A 15,416-nucleotide genomic window follows, 5' to 3' on the forward strand; every position below is an offset into this window, starting at 1 on the left:
ATCGCAGACAAAAAAGAACCGCCTTGTGGCGGTTCTTTCGGACCATTAAGACTGTTTGGACATTGCAGCAACTTCTGCTGCGAAGTCAGCTTCAACTTTCTCAATGCCTTCGCCCACTTCGAAGCGGATGAAGTTGATGACGTCAGCGTTTTTCTCTTTCAACGCCTGGCCAACGGTTTTGCTTGGGTCAATAACGAAAGCCTGACCGGTCAGAGAAACTTCGCCGGTGAATTTCTTCATGCGGCCTTCAACCATTTTCTCTGCGATTTCTTTTGGCTTGCCAGACTGCATGGCGATATCCAGCTGAACCTGGTACTCTTTCTCAACCACGTCTGCAGACACGTCTTCTGGCTTAACGAATTCTGGCTTGCTTGCAGCGATGTGCATAGCAACTTGCTTGCTCAGTTCTTCGTCAGCACCGGTGGTAGAAACAACCACACCGATACGTGCGCCATGCTGATAGCTGTTCAGCTCAGCGCCTTCCAGGATAGCAATACGACGGATGTTGATGTTCTCACCGATTTTCGTAACCAGCGCTACGCGTTCTTCTTCGAACTGCGCTTTCAGAACTTCCACATCGGTAACTTTGCCAGCGACAGCTGCATCCAGAACCTTGTCAGCAAACGCCTGGAAACCGCCATCTTTTGCAACGAAGTCGGTCTGGCAGTTTACTTCAAGGATCGCCGCGAAGCCGTCAGCGATTTTGGTTTTGATCACGCCATCAGCAGCAACGTTGCCTGCTTTCTTAGCCGCTTTGATTGCGCCAGATTTGCGCATGTTCTCAATCGCCAGCTCGATGTCGCCGTTCGCTTCGGTCAGCGCTTTTTTGCAGTCCATCATGCCTGCGCCAGTACGCTCACGCAGTTCTTTTACCAATGCAGCGGTAATATCAGCCATTCCAGAATCCTCGATTCGTCTCTGTGTGCTCACACACTGTCAGAAACTTGTTGCGGAAAATTTACTCTGCCCCGCTCGCTCTGCAGTGAGCGTGACAGACTTAGATAAAATAAAGGGGCCTGAACGGCCCCCTTAACAGATAACATCTGATGTCTAAGGGCTCTTAGAAAGAGCGAACCTTATTAAGCTTCAGCAGCTTCTTCAGCCTGCTCAGCCAGATCCTGTGAACGGCCTTCGCGCACGGTAGTGGCAACGGCAGTCAGGTACAGGCTTACAGCACGGATCGCATCGTCGTTACCTGGGATAACGAAGTCAACGCCGTCTGGATCAGAGTTGGTATCAACGATAGCAAATACTGGGATACCCAGGTTGTTTGCTTCTTTGATAGCGATGTGCTCGTGATCAGCGTCAACAACGAACAGTGCATCCGGCAGACCGCCCATATCTTTGATACCGCCCAGGCTGTTTTCCAGCTTGGCCAGTTCGCGAGTGCGCATCAGCGCTTCTTTCTTGGTCAGTTTGTCGAAAGTACCGTCCTGAGACTGAGACTCAAGATCTTTCAGGCGTTTGATTGACTGACGAACGGTTTTCCAGTTAGTCAGCATGCCACCCAACCAGCGGTGGTTTACGAAGAACTGGTCGCAGCTCAGAGCTGACTCTTTTACCGCTTCGGCAGCAGCGCGCTTAGTACCAACGATCAGGATCTTACCTTTACGGGAAGAGATCTTTTTCAACTCAGCCAGAGCGTCGTTGAACATTGGCACAGTCTGCTCGAGGTTGATGATGTGAACCTTGTTACGTGCGCCGAAGATGAATGGCTTCATTTTCGGGTTCCAGTAACGGGTCTGGTGACCAAAGTGAACACCAGCCTTGAGCATGTCGCGCATTGAAACAGTTGCCATGATTACCTCTAAAGTTTGATTTGGGGTTGGGCCTCCATGTATCCCATACGACCGACCTCTTTCAAGGCACCCCGGCGTATGTGTCGATACATGTGTGTTTTAGTACACATAATGAGTTTTATGCGTTTCCTGCCAGCCAAACGTCGGTGACAGAGAATCGTCGGCGCGCTTTATACCACAATGCGCAGGAATACGCCAATAGTAGTTGAGCGCCGCAGGCGCAGACAATCGCCATTTGGCAGCCCTTTTGCTGGCTGCTAACATGACTGCCACAGAACTCATTATTGTCGAAAAATTCGACGATTGCGGATTAATTTAATGGCTATTTCAATTAAAACCCCTGAAGAAATCGAAAAAATGCGCGTGGCGGGCCGCCTGGCCGCTGAAGTGCTGGAGATGATTGCCCCGCACGTGGTGCCTGGCGTCACCACCGGTGAACTGGATCGTCTCTGCCACGAACACATCACGCAGAAGCAGCAGGCGATTTCCGCCTGCCTCGGCTATCACGGCTTCCCGAAATCGGTGTGTATTTCGGTGAATGAAGTGGTATGTCACGGTATTCCGAGCGACGATCGCGTGCTGAAGGATGGCGACGTAGTTAACGTCGATGTCACGGTGATCAAAGATGAGTATCACGGCGATACCTCAAAAATGTTCATCGTCGGTAAAGCCACCATTCAGGGCGAGCGCCTGTGTCGCGTTACTCAGGAAAGTCTCTATATCGCGCTGCGTCTGGTGAAACCGGGTATTCGTCTGCGTGAACTGGGCCGCGCGATTCAGCAGTATGTCGAAGCACAGGATTTTTCGGTGGTGCGCGAGTATTGCGGTCACGGCATCGGCAAAGGCTTCCATGAAGAGCCGCAGGTACTGCATTACGACGCGGATGATAGCGGCGTGGTGTTGCAAGCAGGCATGACCTTCACCATCGAACCGATGGTCAATGCCGGTGATTACCGCATCCGCACCATGAAGGATGGCTGGACCGTGAAAACCAAAGATCGCAGCTTGTCCGCGCAGTATGAGCATACTATTGTGGTGACAGAAAACGGCTGTGAGATTCTGACGCTGCGTGAAGACGACACCATTCCAGCGGTGCTCGAAAACGTCGCGTAATCATCTCGCTAACAGTACCAGGCCGGCTTATCGCTGGCCTTTTTTATGTGCGTAATGAAGAGGCATGTTGATGAGTGGTAGCGTGACCGAAGCAGTACACAAAGGCCTGACCGATTCCCCCGCCAGCTGGCCGGATGACGCCCTGACGCGCGACAAGCTCAAACACTATCTTGAGCAATTCCAGCAGCACCTGGGCATTGCATTTGATGCGGGCACCGATATTGAATCTCTGATTGATGCCCGCACGCTGTTTATCGACCGCTTATTGCGTCGTCTGTGGCGCTTCTTTGGTTTCGACCAGATGAAGGAGATCGCACTGGTTGCCGTTGGCGGTTATGGTCGCGGCGAACTGCATCCGCTCTCCGATATTGATGTGCTGATCCTCAGCCGCCAGCCGCTGGACGACACAGCCGCGCAGCGCGCCAGCGAGCTGCTAACGCTGATGTGGGATTTGAAGCTGGAAGTCGGGCACAGCGTACGTACGCTGGAAGAGTGCCTGCTGGAAGGCTTATCCGATCTTACGGTCGCCACCAACCTGATCGAATCGCGCATGCTCACTGGCGATGTGGCGCTGTTTCTCGAACTGCAAAAGAACATCTTCAGCGATGGTTTCTGGCCGTCGTCGCGCTTCTTCGCCGCCAAAATTGAAGAGCAGCAGGAGCGCCACCAGCGCTATCACGGCACCAGCTACAACCTCGAACCGGATATCAAAAGCAGCCCCGGTGGCCTGCGCGACATACACACGCTGCAATGGGTGGCGCGTCGTCACTTTGGCGCCACCACCATGGATGAGATGGTTGGTTTCGGCTTTATCACCGAAGCGGAACGCAATGAAATCAACGAGTGTCAGGAATTTTTGTGGCGCATTCGCTTTGCGCTGCACTTAACGCTGCCACGCTATGACAATCGTCTGCTGTTCGATCGCCAACTCACCGTCGCTCAGCGCCTCAACTATCTTGGCGAAGTCAACGAGCCGGTTGAGCGCATGATGAAGGACTTCTATCGCGTCACGCGTCGCATCGGCGAACTCAATCAGATGCTGCTGCAGCTGTTCGATGAAGCGATTCTGGCGCTGTCGACCACTGAAAAACCGCGCAACATTGATGACGATTTCCAGATTCGCGGTGACCTCATCGACCTGCGCGATCTCACGCTGTTTGAGCGTGAGCCGCAAGCCATCCTGCGCATGTTCTACGTGATGGTGCGTAACGAAAACATCAAAGGTATTTACTCCACCACGCTGCGGCAGTTGCGCTATGCGCGCCGCCATTTGAAGCAGCCGCTGTGTCAAATTCCTGAAGCGCGTGAAACCTTTATGGCGATTCTGCGTCATCCTGGCGCGGTTAAGCGTGCGCTGGTGCCGATGCATCGTCACAGCGTGTTATGGGCCTATACGCCGCTGTGGGGCAACATCGTCGGTCAGATGCAGTTCGATCTGTTCCACGCTTACACGGTGGATGAGCACACCATCCGCGTGCTGCAGAAGCTGGAGAGTTTTGCCGACGAAGCCACGCGCCCGATGCATCCGCTGTGCGTTGAACTCTGGCCGCGCCTGCCACAGCCGGAACTGTTGCTGATGGCTGCGCTGCTGCACGATATCGCCAAAGGCCGCAACGGCGATCACTCCATTCTCGGCGCGCAGGATGCACTCGACTTTGCCGAATTACACGGACTGAACTCCCGCGAAACGCAGCTGGTTGCCTGGCTGGTACGCCATCATTTACTGATGTCAGTCACCGCGCAGCGTCGCGATATTCAGGATCCCACCGTGATTCAGCAATTCGCCGAAGTGATGCAGAACGAAAATCGCTTACGCTATCTGGCGTGCCTGACGGTTTCCGATATCTGCGCCACCAATGAAAGCTTGTGGAACAGCTGGAAGCAGAGCCTGTTGCGCGAGCTGTTCTTCGCGACCGAAAAACAGCTGCGCCGCGGCATGGAAAACAGCCCGGATCTGCGCGAGCGCGTGCGCCATCATCGTCTGCAAGCGCTGGCGCTGCTGCGGATGGAAAACCTCGACGAAGAGCGTTTGCACCATATCTGGAGCCGCTGCCGCGCCGACTATTTCCTGCGCCACACACCGAATCAGCTCGCCTGGCATGCGCGTCATTTAATTCATCACGATCTCAACAAACCGCTGGTGCTGGTCAGCCCGCAGGCCACGCGCGGCGGTACCGAGATCTTTATCTGGAGCCCGGATCGTCCGCACCTGTTTGCGGCGGTGGCCGGCGAGTTGGATCGCCGCAATCTCAGCGTGCATGATGCGCAGATCTTTACCAGTCGCGATGGCATGGCGATGGACACTTTTATTGTGCTGGAGCCGGATGGCAGCCCGCTGGCCGCCGATCGCCATCCGCTGATCATTCAGGCGCTGGAACAAGCCATCACGCAAAACGAATGGGTTCCGCCGCGTACGCGTCGCCAGTCTGCGCGCCTCAAGCATTTCAGTGTCGATACCGAAGTCAATTTCCTGCCGACGCACACCGACCGCCGCAGTTATCTGGAATTGGTCGCGCTCGATCAGCCCGGCTTACTGGCGCGCGTGGGTGAAGTGTTCGCCGATTTGGGCGTGTCGCTGCACGGCGCACGCATCAGTACGATTGGTGAACGGGTTGAGGATCTTTTCATCCTCGCCGATGGTGAGCGACGTGCGCTTGGGGTGGAAATGCGCAATGTGTTGCAACAGAGGTTGACAGAGGCCCTTAATCCAAACGATAAAGTGTGACCGCAATCGATTAATCAAATTTATTTACCGTGCCAGTGCGATGCTGGCACCCGTATTACAGACTTAGGAAATCATTATGCAACAGTTACAGAGCGTTATCGAATCTGCCTTTGAGCGCCGCGCCGACATCACGCCATCTAGCGTAGACAGCGCGACCCGCGATGCTATCACCCAGGTTATTGGCCTGCTGGATAGCGGTGAACTGCGCGTGTCTGAAAAGATCAACGGTGAGTGGGTAACGCATCAGTGGCTGAAGAAAGCAGTGCTGTTGTCGTTCCGCATCAACGACAATCAGGTCATGGAAGGTTCTGAAACCCGCTTCTACGACAAAGTGCCAATGAAGTTTGCTGGCTGGGATGAAGCGCGTTTTAAAAACGCCGGTTTCCGCGTTGTGCCACCTGCTGCCGTGCGTCAGGGCGCATTCATCGCACGTAATACCGTGCTGATGCCTTCCTACGTCAACATCGGCGCTTACGTTGATGAAGGCACCATGGTTGATACCTGGGCGACCGTGGGCTCTTGCGCGCAGATCGGTAAAAACGTCCACCTGTCAGGCGGCGTGGGCATCGGTGGCGTGCTGGAGCCGCTGCAGGCTAACCCAACCATCATCGAAGATAACTGCTTCATTGGCGCACGTTCAGAAATCGTCGAAGGCGTTATCGTCGAAGAAGGGTCCGTTATCTCCATGGGCGTTTACATCGGCCAGAGCACCAAAATCTTTGACCGCGAAACTGGCGAAGTGCATTACGGTCGCGTTCCAGCGGGTTCCGTGGTGGTTTCCGGTAACCTGCCGTCTAAAGATGGTAGCTACAGCCTGTACTGCGCGGTAATTGTGAAGAAAGTTGACGCTAAAACGCTCAGCAAAACAGGCATTAACGAACTGCTGCGCAGCATCGACTGAGCTTCTCCTGCCTGAAGATCTTCCCGACGGGCCTGCCTACAGGCCCGTAATTATTTGTTTACACTCCCGCCAGAATTACCTGTTTCGCGCCGCGAATTAACACGTGCGTTTATTTTTCAAACAGTTCATAATCCGCGCCAAGTTAACTCCGGTCGCGCACTGTTCATCCCGGTTTTTGTGTCTACAGTTGATTAAGTATGCCGTAAGCGTTCCGGTTGCCGCGTTTCTGCTGCATCCCGAATGATGATGATAGTCCTGCGCGCTCACCCACTCTTAGATGGAATATAAACGCTATGTACGACAACCTGAAAAGCTTAGGTATCAGCAACCCTGACGACATCGACCGTTACAGCCTGCGTCAGGAAGCTAACAACGACATTCTTAAAATCTACTTCCGCAAAGACAAAGGTGAATTCTTTGCTAAAAGCGTGAAATTCAAATATCCACGTCAGCGCAAAACCGTTGTCGCCGATCACACCAGCCAGGGTTACAAAGAAGTGCAGGAAATCAGCCCGAACCTGCGTTATGTGATCGATGAGCTGGACCAGATTTGCCAGCGCGACCAAGTTGAAGTGGATCTGAAGCGCAAAATTCTGGCGGATCTGCGCCATCTGGAAAGCGTGGTTTCGAACAAGATCGCTGAAATCGAATCAGACCTTGATCAGCTGACCCGCAACAACCGTTAATTTCGCGCTTTAGATAACAGGCCAGCCGATGCTGGCCTTTTTTTATGGCTGCTGAAAAGGCAGTGAAAGCAGCCAGGTATCACGCTGTGCCTGCATCACCGCCCCACTCTTTTGATCTTTCCACTGCGTCTGCATGATCCACTGCTGATAACGCGGCTGCTGCAAGCTGTTATCGGCCATGGAAAGCAGCGGAATGATGCGCTGGCTCACCCGATCGCGGTTTTTCCACGGCCAGACTTTAGTGGCATCGCTGTACGGCGCCATCATGTCGAGCGCAGCCAGCAACGAGCTGCCTGGCTGCTGGCTATGCCATAAATCACCCAATCCCGCTTTACCGGCCAACTGCGCCAATGCAGTAAGCGCCTGCAGATTGAAGTAGCTGTAATGGAAGGATCGCGTGCGCGCTAACTCTGCGGGCTGGCTGCCATCGGCACGAATTTGCAGCGCAATTTTACTGCGCGCCAGCTCTACCATCGCTTTGACTGTCTCACGATCGCCCAGATACCACGCAATTCCCGCCACCTGCGTGCAATACCAGCTGCCATGATTGTTCGCCGCAGCCGCTTCTTTCAGAGCTAACGGATTGTGCCGCAGCCAGTGCAGATACTCGCTAAACCATAAATGCATTGCCTGCTGATCGGCTGGCTGCCAACCGGGCGCATTGCGTAGCAAAGTCAACGCATCCACCACGCGCGTGGCAAAGTAGCGTCCATCGAGCACGCCATCATGGCGGCCTGCGGATCGGCCCGGAATGCCTTGGGCAAAATTAAGGTTGGGATGCATACGGCTGGCGGGATTGATAAACCAGTGACGCATCATCGCCAGCGCTTTGTCGGCATAACGTTGATCGTGAGAAAAATACCAGGCCAGCGTCAGCGCCTGAAAATCAGCGGTAAAGCGCGCCAGCCTTACGCCATCACTTTGATCATTCTTACTGGCAGGATTTATTTCGCCATCACGACGCTGCCACGGCAGGCCATCGGCGCTGCTGGCGTCCGGCCACCAATAGGCGCTCAGGCTTAAATAATCCTGCTTCGAGCCGCTCGGCGGCAGCATGCCTTTATCGGTGACGCTGGGATTGGGGTGTTTCAGCGCGTTATCCGCCTGCTGCTTTAGCTGATGCCAGGCGTCGAGCGTGGGCGGCGCGGCCTGATGATGTGCCAGCTGCTGCTTAACTTTCTGCAGATCGTTTAAAGAGAGAAAGGCCGGATCGTTAGCCACACTAAGCGCGCTATAAAGCCACAGCAGCGCAATCCACAGATTCCTCATTAACTCTGCTCATCCAGTTGAAGCGCCACGTACAGCAGCAAACGATCGTCAAAGTTACCCAGATCGAGCCCGGTGAGCTCGGAAATACGGTTGAGGCGATACTCCAGCGTATTGCGATGAATAAACAGTGCGCGAGCCGTAGCGCTGGGTTGCACGTTATGGCTGAACCACGCCACCAAGGTGCGTCGCAGCAAGCCATTGTTATCCATGCTTTTCAGCTTTGCCAGCGGGCGCGCCAGTTCGTTGGCCTGCCAGCCGCCGCGTAAACTGTCGAGCAGCACCGGTAGCACCAGATCCTGATAAAAATAACTGCGCTGTTCCGGCATGCGCTGTTTGCCCACCATCATGGTGGTGCGCGCGGTGCGGTACGAACGTGCGATGCTGCCGGGACCGGTAAAGTAGTTGCCGAGCGCGATACGCATCCGTACCTGGCCGCTCTCCTTCATGCGTTGCAGCAGTTGATCCACACGGCGACGATGATCGTCCTGATCGTAGCGGCCATGCGCATTCAGTGCCGGTTTCAGCACCACCATTTCGGTGAGTGAAACAATCGCAATCAGGTTGTCGCGTTCCGGCGTGGTCAGCAGCGTTTGCAGCTGCTGCAGCTCGGACATGGCGCTATCGACGCCGAGCTGGCCGCTGTCCACTTCCACCACCGCCACCACGCGCGGCTGATTGAGATCGATGCCGAGCCGCTGCGCCCATTCGCTGAGCGCTGGCGATAAGGTTTCGCTGCGCACCAGATTCAGCACCAGCTCTTCACGCAAGCGGCTGTCCTGCGCCAGCATGTGCAGCAAACGCGCCTGTTCCAGCATCATTTCGGCGGTCATACACACCAATTCACCGTAGTGACGCAGCGTTGCTGGTTGGCCAGTCAAGCCGATAACGCCGACGATGTCGCCATCAATACGCAGCGGCAAATTGATGCCGGGACGCACGCCGTGCAGATGTTTTGCCACCGCTTCGTCGATGTCCACCACGCGGCCCTGTGACAGCACCAGCAGCGCGCCTTCGTGCAATTCGCCAATGCGTTCACGATCGCCACTGCCGATGATGCGACCGCGCGCGTCCATCACGTTGACATTGCTATCAATAATTTGCATGGTGCGGGCAACAATATCCTGAGCCAGTCGCGCATCGAGATGATAGGTGGCCATCAAACACTCCGGAGATAAGGACGAACAGACAGAATACGCATCCGTTACGGCGCTGACATTGTGCAACTGCACATAGCCAGTGGGATTATGCGGGATTTGCGGTAAGCGTCACATTCAGTACCGGACATTTGCACAGACACAAAAAAGGCGAGCCGAAGCTCGCCTGTTATCAACAACCTAAAACTACTGCATCAGCAGATAAAGGCTGCTGTCACCGCGCTGCACGTTCAGTGCCAGCACCGAAGGTTTGGTGTCGAGCACTTTACGCAGCTCGCCAAGATTAGCCACAGCTTGCTGGTTGACACCCAGAATCACGTCACCTTTCTTCAGGCCAATACGCGCCGCTGCGCTGCCCGGTTTAACGCTATCGACACGTACGCCTTTCTGGCCGTTAGTATCGATATTGCTGAGATCGGCACCTTCAATGCCGGTGTAAATGGTGGCGGACTGCACTTTATCCTGCGAGCTCTGCTGCAGTTCAACCGTGACGTTCACCGGTTTGCCTTCGCGCAGCAGACCCAGCTGCAGCTTGGTACCGACCGGCAGCGAGCCGACTTCGGCACGCAGCGCTGCAAAGCTCGTCAGCGCTTTACCGTTCATCGACACCACCACGTCACCCGCTTTCACGCCGGCTTTCGCCGCAGCAGAGTTCGGCAATACCTGGCTAACAAAGGCGCCACGCTGCGCATCGACTTTCATCGCTTTCGCCAGCTCTGAGTTCAGCTCGGTGCCCATAATGCCCAGCTCGCCGCGTTTCACCTGGCCGTACTCCACCATCTGCGCGGTAAGGTTTTTCACCATTGAGCTAGGGATCGCAAAGCCGATACCGATGTTGCCGCCGTCCGGCGCCAGAATCGCGGTGTTAATCCCGATCAGCTCGCCGTTAAGGTTTACCAATGCGCCACCGGAGTTACCACGGTTAATCGCCGCATCGGTCTGAATGAAGTTTTCGTAATTTTCAACGTTCAGGCCGCTGCGGCCCAGCGCCGAAACAATCCCCGAAGTCACCGTTTCGCCAAGGCCGTACGGGTTACCAATCGCCACGGTGTAATCACCGACGCGCAGGTTGTCGGAGTCGGCAATCTTGATTGCGGTGAGGTTTTTCGCATCCTGCAGCTGAATCAGCGCAATATCTGATTGTGGATCTTTACCGATCACTTTGGCGTCGTAACGACGTCCATCGCTGAGCTGCACCTGGATTTTGGTCGCGTTATCCACCACGTGGTTGTTGGTCACCACATAGCCTTTATCCGCGTTAATTACCACGCCGGAACCGAGCGCACGGAACTGCTGTTTCTGCGCGTTAGCACCGCCATCCGCGCCGCCGTCACCACCGCCGTTTTGACACATGGGTGAGCTTTGGAACGGTGAACCGTCCTGGCAGAACGGAGAATTATCACCAAAGAATTGCTGGAACTGCTGCGGCATACGCGGCGTTTTAACCGTCGTCGAGCCTTCCACACTGATACTCACCACGGAAGGCATGACTTTTTCCAGCATGGGTGCCAGGCTTGGCAACTGCTGGCTGGAAGAAGAAGCGGTCTCTGCGGCAAATACACTCACAGGGCTCAACGTCGCCGCGCCGAAACTCAGCGCCAACGCCAGCATAATTGTGTTTTTTTTCATTTATCTGTGTCTCTCTAAGAATTACGGCCAGACCATTGCTGTGGTCGTGATGGTGAGATTAAGTTTTTAGCGCGAAGTTCCTAATAAAGTTTTAGGTAAAGGTAAAAAATTGTTCTTCATCTTTACAATTGTGCGCTTATTCAACCGCCATTAAACGACGATATTCATCCCAGGCATAATTGTCCGTCATCCCACTAATGTAGTCCTGAATCAGGCGCGCACGATAATAACGTTCCCACAACAAGCGCTGATATTTATGCTCAACAATCAATGAACGCATGTGTTGCTGATAAGCTTTGCGATGTTTGCCGGAAAGCTTATGAAACAACCGGGTTTCAATCGGATGCTTTGCCAGAAAATCCTCGTTCATTAAGGTGGAAAATTGCTCGTAATCCAGCAACAGCAAGGATTGATATATTTCGAGCAGACCTTTAATCACCCGATAACCCTGCAATTCCAGTTGTTCAACTTCCGGATGATTAAACACTTTCTGACGCGCGACCGTTTTAAACAGGTTCAGCAAGCGCCCTTCTTCGCCATCATCTTCCAGTAAAGCGTGATTAAAATCGCCTTCGAAAATAGCCGGCAGGTTGTCGATAAAACGCTTAACCGCATGGCTAACCAGCACGTTTTGTACGTTAACCCGCAATGACATAAAGAATTGATCGCTGATACTACGGCGTTTTTTCTGATTAGCCTCTTTCCAGGCATCGCCGATAGTGCGGCTGAAAACATCGCCGTTTTTTACTGTGCCCCAGGCATCCAATAAATGCTTATACAGCGTTTCAACATGGAAAATATCTTTTTCCACGGCGTCATCCAGATCGGCAATGCAATAAGAGATATCGTCGGCGGCTTCCATTATCCAGGTGAGTGGAAAACGATGGTGCTGTTTAATATTCGTCGCTTCGCGCAACTCAGCCACATATTCACGCTCGGATAAATAGAAGCCCGGCTTTTTCATTAATACGCTAAATTCATCCGGTTTATCGCCTTGCCACCATGCGGGCGCGGTATATTTCAAAATACAGGCTACCTGCGCATAGCTAAGATTGAGTTGCAGCAGCGTATGCACCAGGCGAATCGCCTGGGCATTGCCCTCGAAATGGCATAAATCTTGACGAATCATGGCATTCAATTGGTCAAAAGCGGCGCGCTCAGCCTCATCGGCAACGCCCGCCACCAGCGGATCGACCAGCTCGGCAGGCAGATTATCGTCGAACCAGTCATTGATCGCCGCTTCACCAAAATGACCAAACGGCGGATTGCCGACATCGTGCAGCAAACAGGCCATCTCAATCAGGCTTTCGAAGGCGCCTTCAAACTCATCCAATCCATAATTCGCCAGCCCGCCGCCCTGGGTTTTCAGCGCTTGCAGAATCTCTTTGGTGATATATCGCCCGGTTTGCTGCACTTCCAGCGAATGCGTCAGACGCGATCGCACCGCCGCATTGCGCTCCAGCGGGAATACCTGAGTTTTCTGTTGCAGACGACGAATCGCGGCGGAGTTAATAATACGTCCACGATCGCTTTCAAAATGGCGGGTAATAAAGTATTCCCCTTCGGGATCTTTGCGGCTGGTATAAGGGCGGGTGAAACTGATCTTCTTCCTGAAATTGATCGTCGCCATAATTACCCCTTATTTTTTCGTGAATTCTTCCTCAATCAGCCATGTTAGACTATGCCTCACTTTTGCGGGTTACATCCATTAAATTAGCGAGATTCTTATGAAAGTAGGCATTATTGGCGCGATGGAGCAGGAAGTTACTCTGCTGCGTGACAAAATCGAAAACCGCCAGACACTGACGCTGGCCGGCTGCGAAATTTATACCGGCACGCTGAACGGTGTTGAGGTGGCGCTGCTGAAATCAGGCATCGGCAAAGTGGCAGCAGCGCTCGGCACCACGTTGCTGCTTCAGCTGTGCAAGCCGGATGTAGTAATTAACACCGGTTCTGCCGGCGGCCTGGCGCCAACGCTGAAAGTGGGCGATATCGTGGTGTCGGATGAAGTGCGCTATCACGATGCCGACGTCACCGCCTTCGGTTACGAGCCAGGCCAAATGGCCAGCTGCCCCGCCGCTTTCGTGGCGGATGACAAACTGATTACCGCCGCTGAGCTGGTTATCAAGCAGCTCGACCTCAACGCGGTACGCGGTTTGGTGGTGAGCGGCGATGCCTTTATCAACGGCGCAGCACCGCTGGAACGCATCCGCACCACCTTCCCGCAGGCGATTGCGGTGGAGATGGAAGCGACCGCGATTGGTCACGTTTGCCATCAGTTCAAGGTGCCATTTGTGGTGGTGCGCGCCATTTCTGACGTCGCCGATCAGGAATCACACCTCAGCTTCGACGAGTTCCTCAGCGTTGCGGCAAAACAATCTTCACTGATGGTTGAAAACCTGCTGGTTCAGCTGGCGCGTGGCTAAAATCCTGCTGCTTGGGCTGTTGCTGCTGTGCAACAGCCTGTTCGCCGCCGCGCCGCGCGTCATCACCCTTTCGCCCCATCTGACGGAACTGGCCTTCGCCGCAGGCATTACGCCGCTCGCCGTCAGCGCCTTCTCCGATTATCCCACGCAGGCCAACGCGCTGGAACAGGTGGCGAACTGGCAAGGCATTAAAGTGGAACGCATTCTGCAACTGAAGCCGGATGTGGTGCTGGCGTGGCGCGGCGGTAATCCACAGCGGCAAATTGAACAGCTGCAGCGTTTCGGGATTAAGGTTGAGTGGATCGATCCGCAAACCATTGACCAAATGATCGATGCGCTGGCGGCGTTACAGCGCTGGAGTCCGCAGCCGCAGCAAGCCATCGATGCGGCGCAGGCATTACGCGCGCAGGAAGCGGCGCTGCGCAAGCAGTATCAGCAAAGTACGCCGCTGCCGCTGTTTTTACAGTTTGGTCAGCAGCCGCTGTTTACGGCTTCACGTAACACCATGCAAAACCAGGTGATTGAGCTGTGCGGCGGCAGGAATATTTTTGCCGATAGCAGCGTTAGCTGGCCGCAGGTGAGCCGCGAACAGGTGCTGATGCGCCATCCGCAGGCGATTGTCATCGGGGGTGATGCCGCTCGGGCCGCCAGCATCGCGCAATATTGGCAGCCGCAATTGGATGTGCCGGTGATCGCCATCAATGACGACTGGCTTAGCCGTCCGGGGCCTCGCATGCTGCTGGCAGCGAAACAGCTGTGTGCAGATTTATATCCGACGAAAAAAAGCACCCATAAAGATTAAAGATCCGGCAGAAATTGTCGTAAATCATAATACAAGGCGCAGCGGCCACGTATGCTCTGTGCCCTTTTTTAGCGCTTAGCGCAATTTTGTCTTCACCAGGAACTATTCATGACCAGAGCACTGCTGCTGGCCATAGGGCTCGTGATCGCTGCACCTCTGAGTGCGGCCACGTCGACCGGCTCTATTGCCGCTACCTTAACATTATTCTCGCGTTGCGATATCTCACGCCAGAGTGAACACTCTCTGCCCAAAGTGGATTGTGGACGTCACTTCAGCGCGCAGCCGCGCATTACCGAACGAGTATTAAAACGCGATGCTAAACGCCGCGAATCTGCGCGTTTAGTGACTATTGAGTGGTAGGAATCTGGCTACCAGAACGGCAGCCAGAACCAGCATTAGATGCTGAAGGAAGAACCACAACCGCAGGTGGTTTTGGCATTCGGGTTGGTCACGATAAAACGTGAACCTTCCAGGCCTTCGGTGTAATCCACGGAACCGCCCACCAGATATTGCAGGCTCATCGGATCCACCACTAGCGCCACGCCTTGTTTCTCGATGGTCATGTCACCGTCATTCATTTGATCGTCAAACGTGAAGCCGTACTGGAAACCGCTGCAACCGCCGCCGGTAATATAAACGCGCAATTTCAGCTCGGGATTCTCTTCATCAGAAATCAGGTTTTTCACTTTTTTTGCTGCTGCATCAGTGAATTGCAAAGGCAGCGCTGCTAAGTCGTCACTCATCTTTTACTCCGGGTAAACGTCGAGGTCAGAAAACGACCTTAATCTCGCTATTATCTGCCAGCCGTCCAGTGCAATCAAGTCTCAAGCTTGACACTGCGTGCCGCCGCATGCGCAGGAAAGTATATACCCTAAACTTTAGCGCAAGCCGTTATTCCCGTAGAATGGCGCC

General features: G+C 54.2%; 14 protein-coding genes. 7 read left to right on the forward strand and 7 right to left on the reverse strand.

Going from position 1 to position 15,416, the window contains the following annotated elements; genetic code table 11:
* Positions 1–45 precede the first annotated feature (45 nt).
* Both tsf and rpsB read right to left on the reverse strand, forming a co-directional pair.
* Positions 46–897, reverse strand: coding sequence for a translation elongation factor Ts (gene tsf, locus K5Y30_RS11245; RefSeq protein WP_101762048.1), 852 nt, complete (start codon positions 895–897; stop codon positions 46–48).
* A gap of 182 nt (positions 898–1,079) precedes the next feature.
* Positions 1,080–1,799, reverse strand: a complete 720-nt coding sequence (gene rpsB, locus K5Y30_RS11250) for a 30S ribosomal protein S2 (protein ID WP_007893898.1) — start codon at positions 1,797–1,799, stop codon at positions 1,080–1,082.
* 318 nt (positions 1,800–2,117) lie between these two features.
* On the opposite strand from rpsB, the gene map reads away from it, so the two are divergent.
* From map to K5Y30_RS11270, 4 genes are all read left to right on the forward strand, one after another.
* The gene (map, locus tag K5Y30_RS11255; RefSeq protein ID WP_008108487.1) at positions 2,118–2,912 is read left to right on the forward strand and encodes a type I methionyl aminopeptidase; all 795 of its coding nucleotides are present in this window, start codon (positions 2,118–2,120) and stop codon (positions 2,910–2,912) included.
* Positions 2,913–2,982: 70 nt separating this feature from the next.
* Positions 2,983–5,637: a bifunctional uridylyltransferase/uridylyl-removing protein GlnD gene (glnD, locus tag K5Y30_RS11260; RefSeq protein WP_222211768.1), complete on the forward strand. Its 2,655-nt coding sequence runs from the start codon at positions 2,983–2,985 to the stop codon at positions 5,635–5,637.
* Between the two features lie 76 nt (positions 5,638–5,713).
* Complete coding sequence (dapD, locus tag K5Y30_RS11265; protein ID WP_008108489.1) at positions 5,714–6,538, forward strand: 2,3,4,5-tetrahydropyridine-2,6-dicarboxylate N-succinyltransferase; 825 nt, start codon at positions 5,714–5,716, stop codon at positions 6,536–6,538.
* Between the two features lie 293 nt (positions 6,539–6,831).
* On the forward strand, positions 6,832–7,224 hold the full coding sequence (locus tag K5Y30_RS11270; RefSeq protein WP_007893894.1) for a DUF3461 family protein: 393 nt from the start codon (positions 6,832–6,834) through the stop codon (positions 7,222–7,224).
* 42 nt (positions 7,225–7,266) lie between these two features.
* Here K5Y30_RS11270 and K5Y30_RS11275 read toward each other — a convergent pair whose 3' ends face one another.
* The 4 genes from K5Y30_RS11275 to dgt all read right to left on the reverse strand — a co-directional run bounded on the left by K5Y30_RS11275 (position 7,267) and on the right by dgt (position 12,906).
* On the reverse strand, positions 7,267–8,493 hold the full coding sequence (locus K5Y30_RS11275; RefSeq protein ID WP_222211438.1) for an alginate lyase family protein: 1,227 nt from the start codon (positions 8,491–8,493) through the stop codon (positions 7,267–7,269).
* On the reverse strand, positions 8,493–9,650 hold the full coding sequence (locus K5Y30_RS11280; protein WP_061718082.1) for a CdaR family transcriptional regulator: 1,158 nt from the start codon (positions 9,648–9,650) through the stop codon (positions 8,493–8,495). The genes K5Y30_RS11275 and K5Y30_RS11280 overlap by 1 nt, the downstream gene beginning before the upstream one ends.
* A gap of 183 nt (positions 9,651–9,833) precedes the next feature.
* Positions 9,834–11,276, reverse strand: a complete 1,443-nt coding sequence (gene degP, locus K5Y30_RS11285; protein WP_101762052.1) for a serine endoprotease DegP — start codon at positions 11,274–11,276, stop codon at positions 9,834–9,836.
* Positions 11,277–11,412: 136 nt separating this feature from the next.
* Entirely contained in the window at positions 11,413–12,906 is a 1,494-nt protein-coding gene (gene dgt, locus K5Y30_RS11290) for a dGTPase (protein WP_222211450.1), read from the reverse strand.
* A 97-nt stretch (positions 12,907–13,003) separates the two neighbouring features.
* Here dgt and mtnN point away from each other — a divergent pair, with 97 nt between their 5' ends.
* The 3 genes from mtnN (at position 13,004) to K5Y30_RS11305 (ending at position 14,864) form a co-directional block, all read left to right on the forward strand.
* On the forward strand, positions 13,004–13,702 hold the full coding sequence (mtnN, locus tag K5Y30_RS11295; protein WP_192235659.1) for a 5'-methylthioadenosine/S-adenosylhomocysteine nucleosidase: 699 nt from the start codon (positions 13,004–13,006) through the stop codon (positions 13,700–13,702).
* Positions 13,695–14,504: a vitamin B12 ABC transporter substrate-binding protein BtuF gene (btuF, locus tag K5Y30_RS11300; protein WP_222211452.1), complete on the forward strand. Its 810-nt coding sequence runs from the start codon at positions 13,695–13,697 to the stop codon at positions 14,502–14,504. Before mtnN ends, btuF begins: the two co-directional genes overlap by 8 nt.
* 108 nt (positions 14,505–14,612) lie before the next feature.
* A complete protein-coding gene (locus K5Y30_RS11305; RefSeq protein WP_101762055.1) occupies positions 14,613–14,864 on the forward strand; it encodes a hypothetical protein in 252 nt (83 codons plus the stop codon).
* Positions 14,865–14,899: 35 nt separating this feature from the next.
* Here K5Y30_RS11305 and erpA read toward each other — a convergent pair whose 3' ends face one another.
* Entirely contained in the window at positions 14,900–15,247 is a 348-nt protein-coding gene (erpA, locus tag K5Y30_RS11310) for an iron-sulfur cluster insertion protein ErpA (protein ID WP_007893884.1), read from the reverse strand.
* Between the last annotated feature and the right edge of the window lie 169 nt (positions 15,248–15,416).

Source organism: Pantoea sp. DY-5 (assembly GCF_019795955.1).
Lineage (GTDB): Bacteria > Pseudomonadota > Gammaproteobacteria > Enterobacterales > Enterobacteriaceae > Pantoea > Pantoea leporis.

Coding starts and splice junctions, on each gene's coding strand:
- tsf (WP_101762048.1), bottom strand. CDS start 897: ATGGCTGATATTACCGCTGCATTGGTAAAAGAACTGCGTGAGCGTACT.
- rpsB (WP_007893898.1), bottom strand. CDS start 1,799: ATGGCAACTGTTTCAATGCGCGACATGCTCAAGGCTGGTGTTCACTTT.
- map (WP_008108487.1), top strand. CDS start 2,118: ATGGCTATTTCAATTAAAACCCCTGAAGAAATCGAAAAAATGCGCGTG.
- glnD (WP_222211768.1), top strand. CDS start 2,983: ATGAGTGGTAGCGTGACCGAAGCAGTACACAAAGGCCTGACCGATTCC.
- dapD (WP_008108489.1), top strand. CDS start 5,714: ATGCAACAGTTACAGAGCGTTATCGAATCTGCCTTTGAGCGCCGCGCC.
- K5Y30_RS11270 (WP_007893894.1), top strand. CDS start 6,832: ATGTACGACAACCTGAAAAGCTTAGGTATCAGCAACCCTGACGACATC.
- K5Y30_RS11275 (WP_222211438.1), bottom strand. CDS start 8,493: ATGAGGAATCTGTGGATTGCGCTGCTGTGGCTTTATAGCGCGCTTAGT.
- K5Y30_RS11280 (WP_061718082.1), bottom strand. CDS start 9,650: ATGGCCACCTATCATCTCGATGCGCGACTGGCTCAGGATATTGTTGCC.
- degP (WP_101762052.1), bottom strand. CDS start 11,276: ATGAAAAAAAACACAATTATGCTGGCGTTGGCGCTGAGTTTCGGCGCG.
- dgt (WP_222211450.1), bottom strand. CDS start 12,906: ATGGCGACGATCAATTTCAGGAAGAAGATCAGTTTCACCCGCCCTTAT.
- mtnN (WP_192235659.1), top strand. CDS start 13,004: ATGAAAGTAGGCATTATTGGCGCGATGGAGCAGGAAGTTACTCTGCTG.
- K5Y30_RS11305 (WP_101762055.1), top strand. CDS start 14,613: ATGACCAGAGCACTGCTGCTGGCCATAGGGCTCGTGATCGCTGCACCT.
- erpA (WP_007893884.1), bottom strand. CDS start 15,247: ATGAGTGACGACTTAGCAGCGCTGCCTTTGCAATTCACTGATGCAGCA.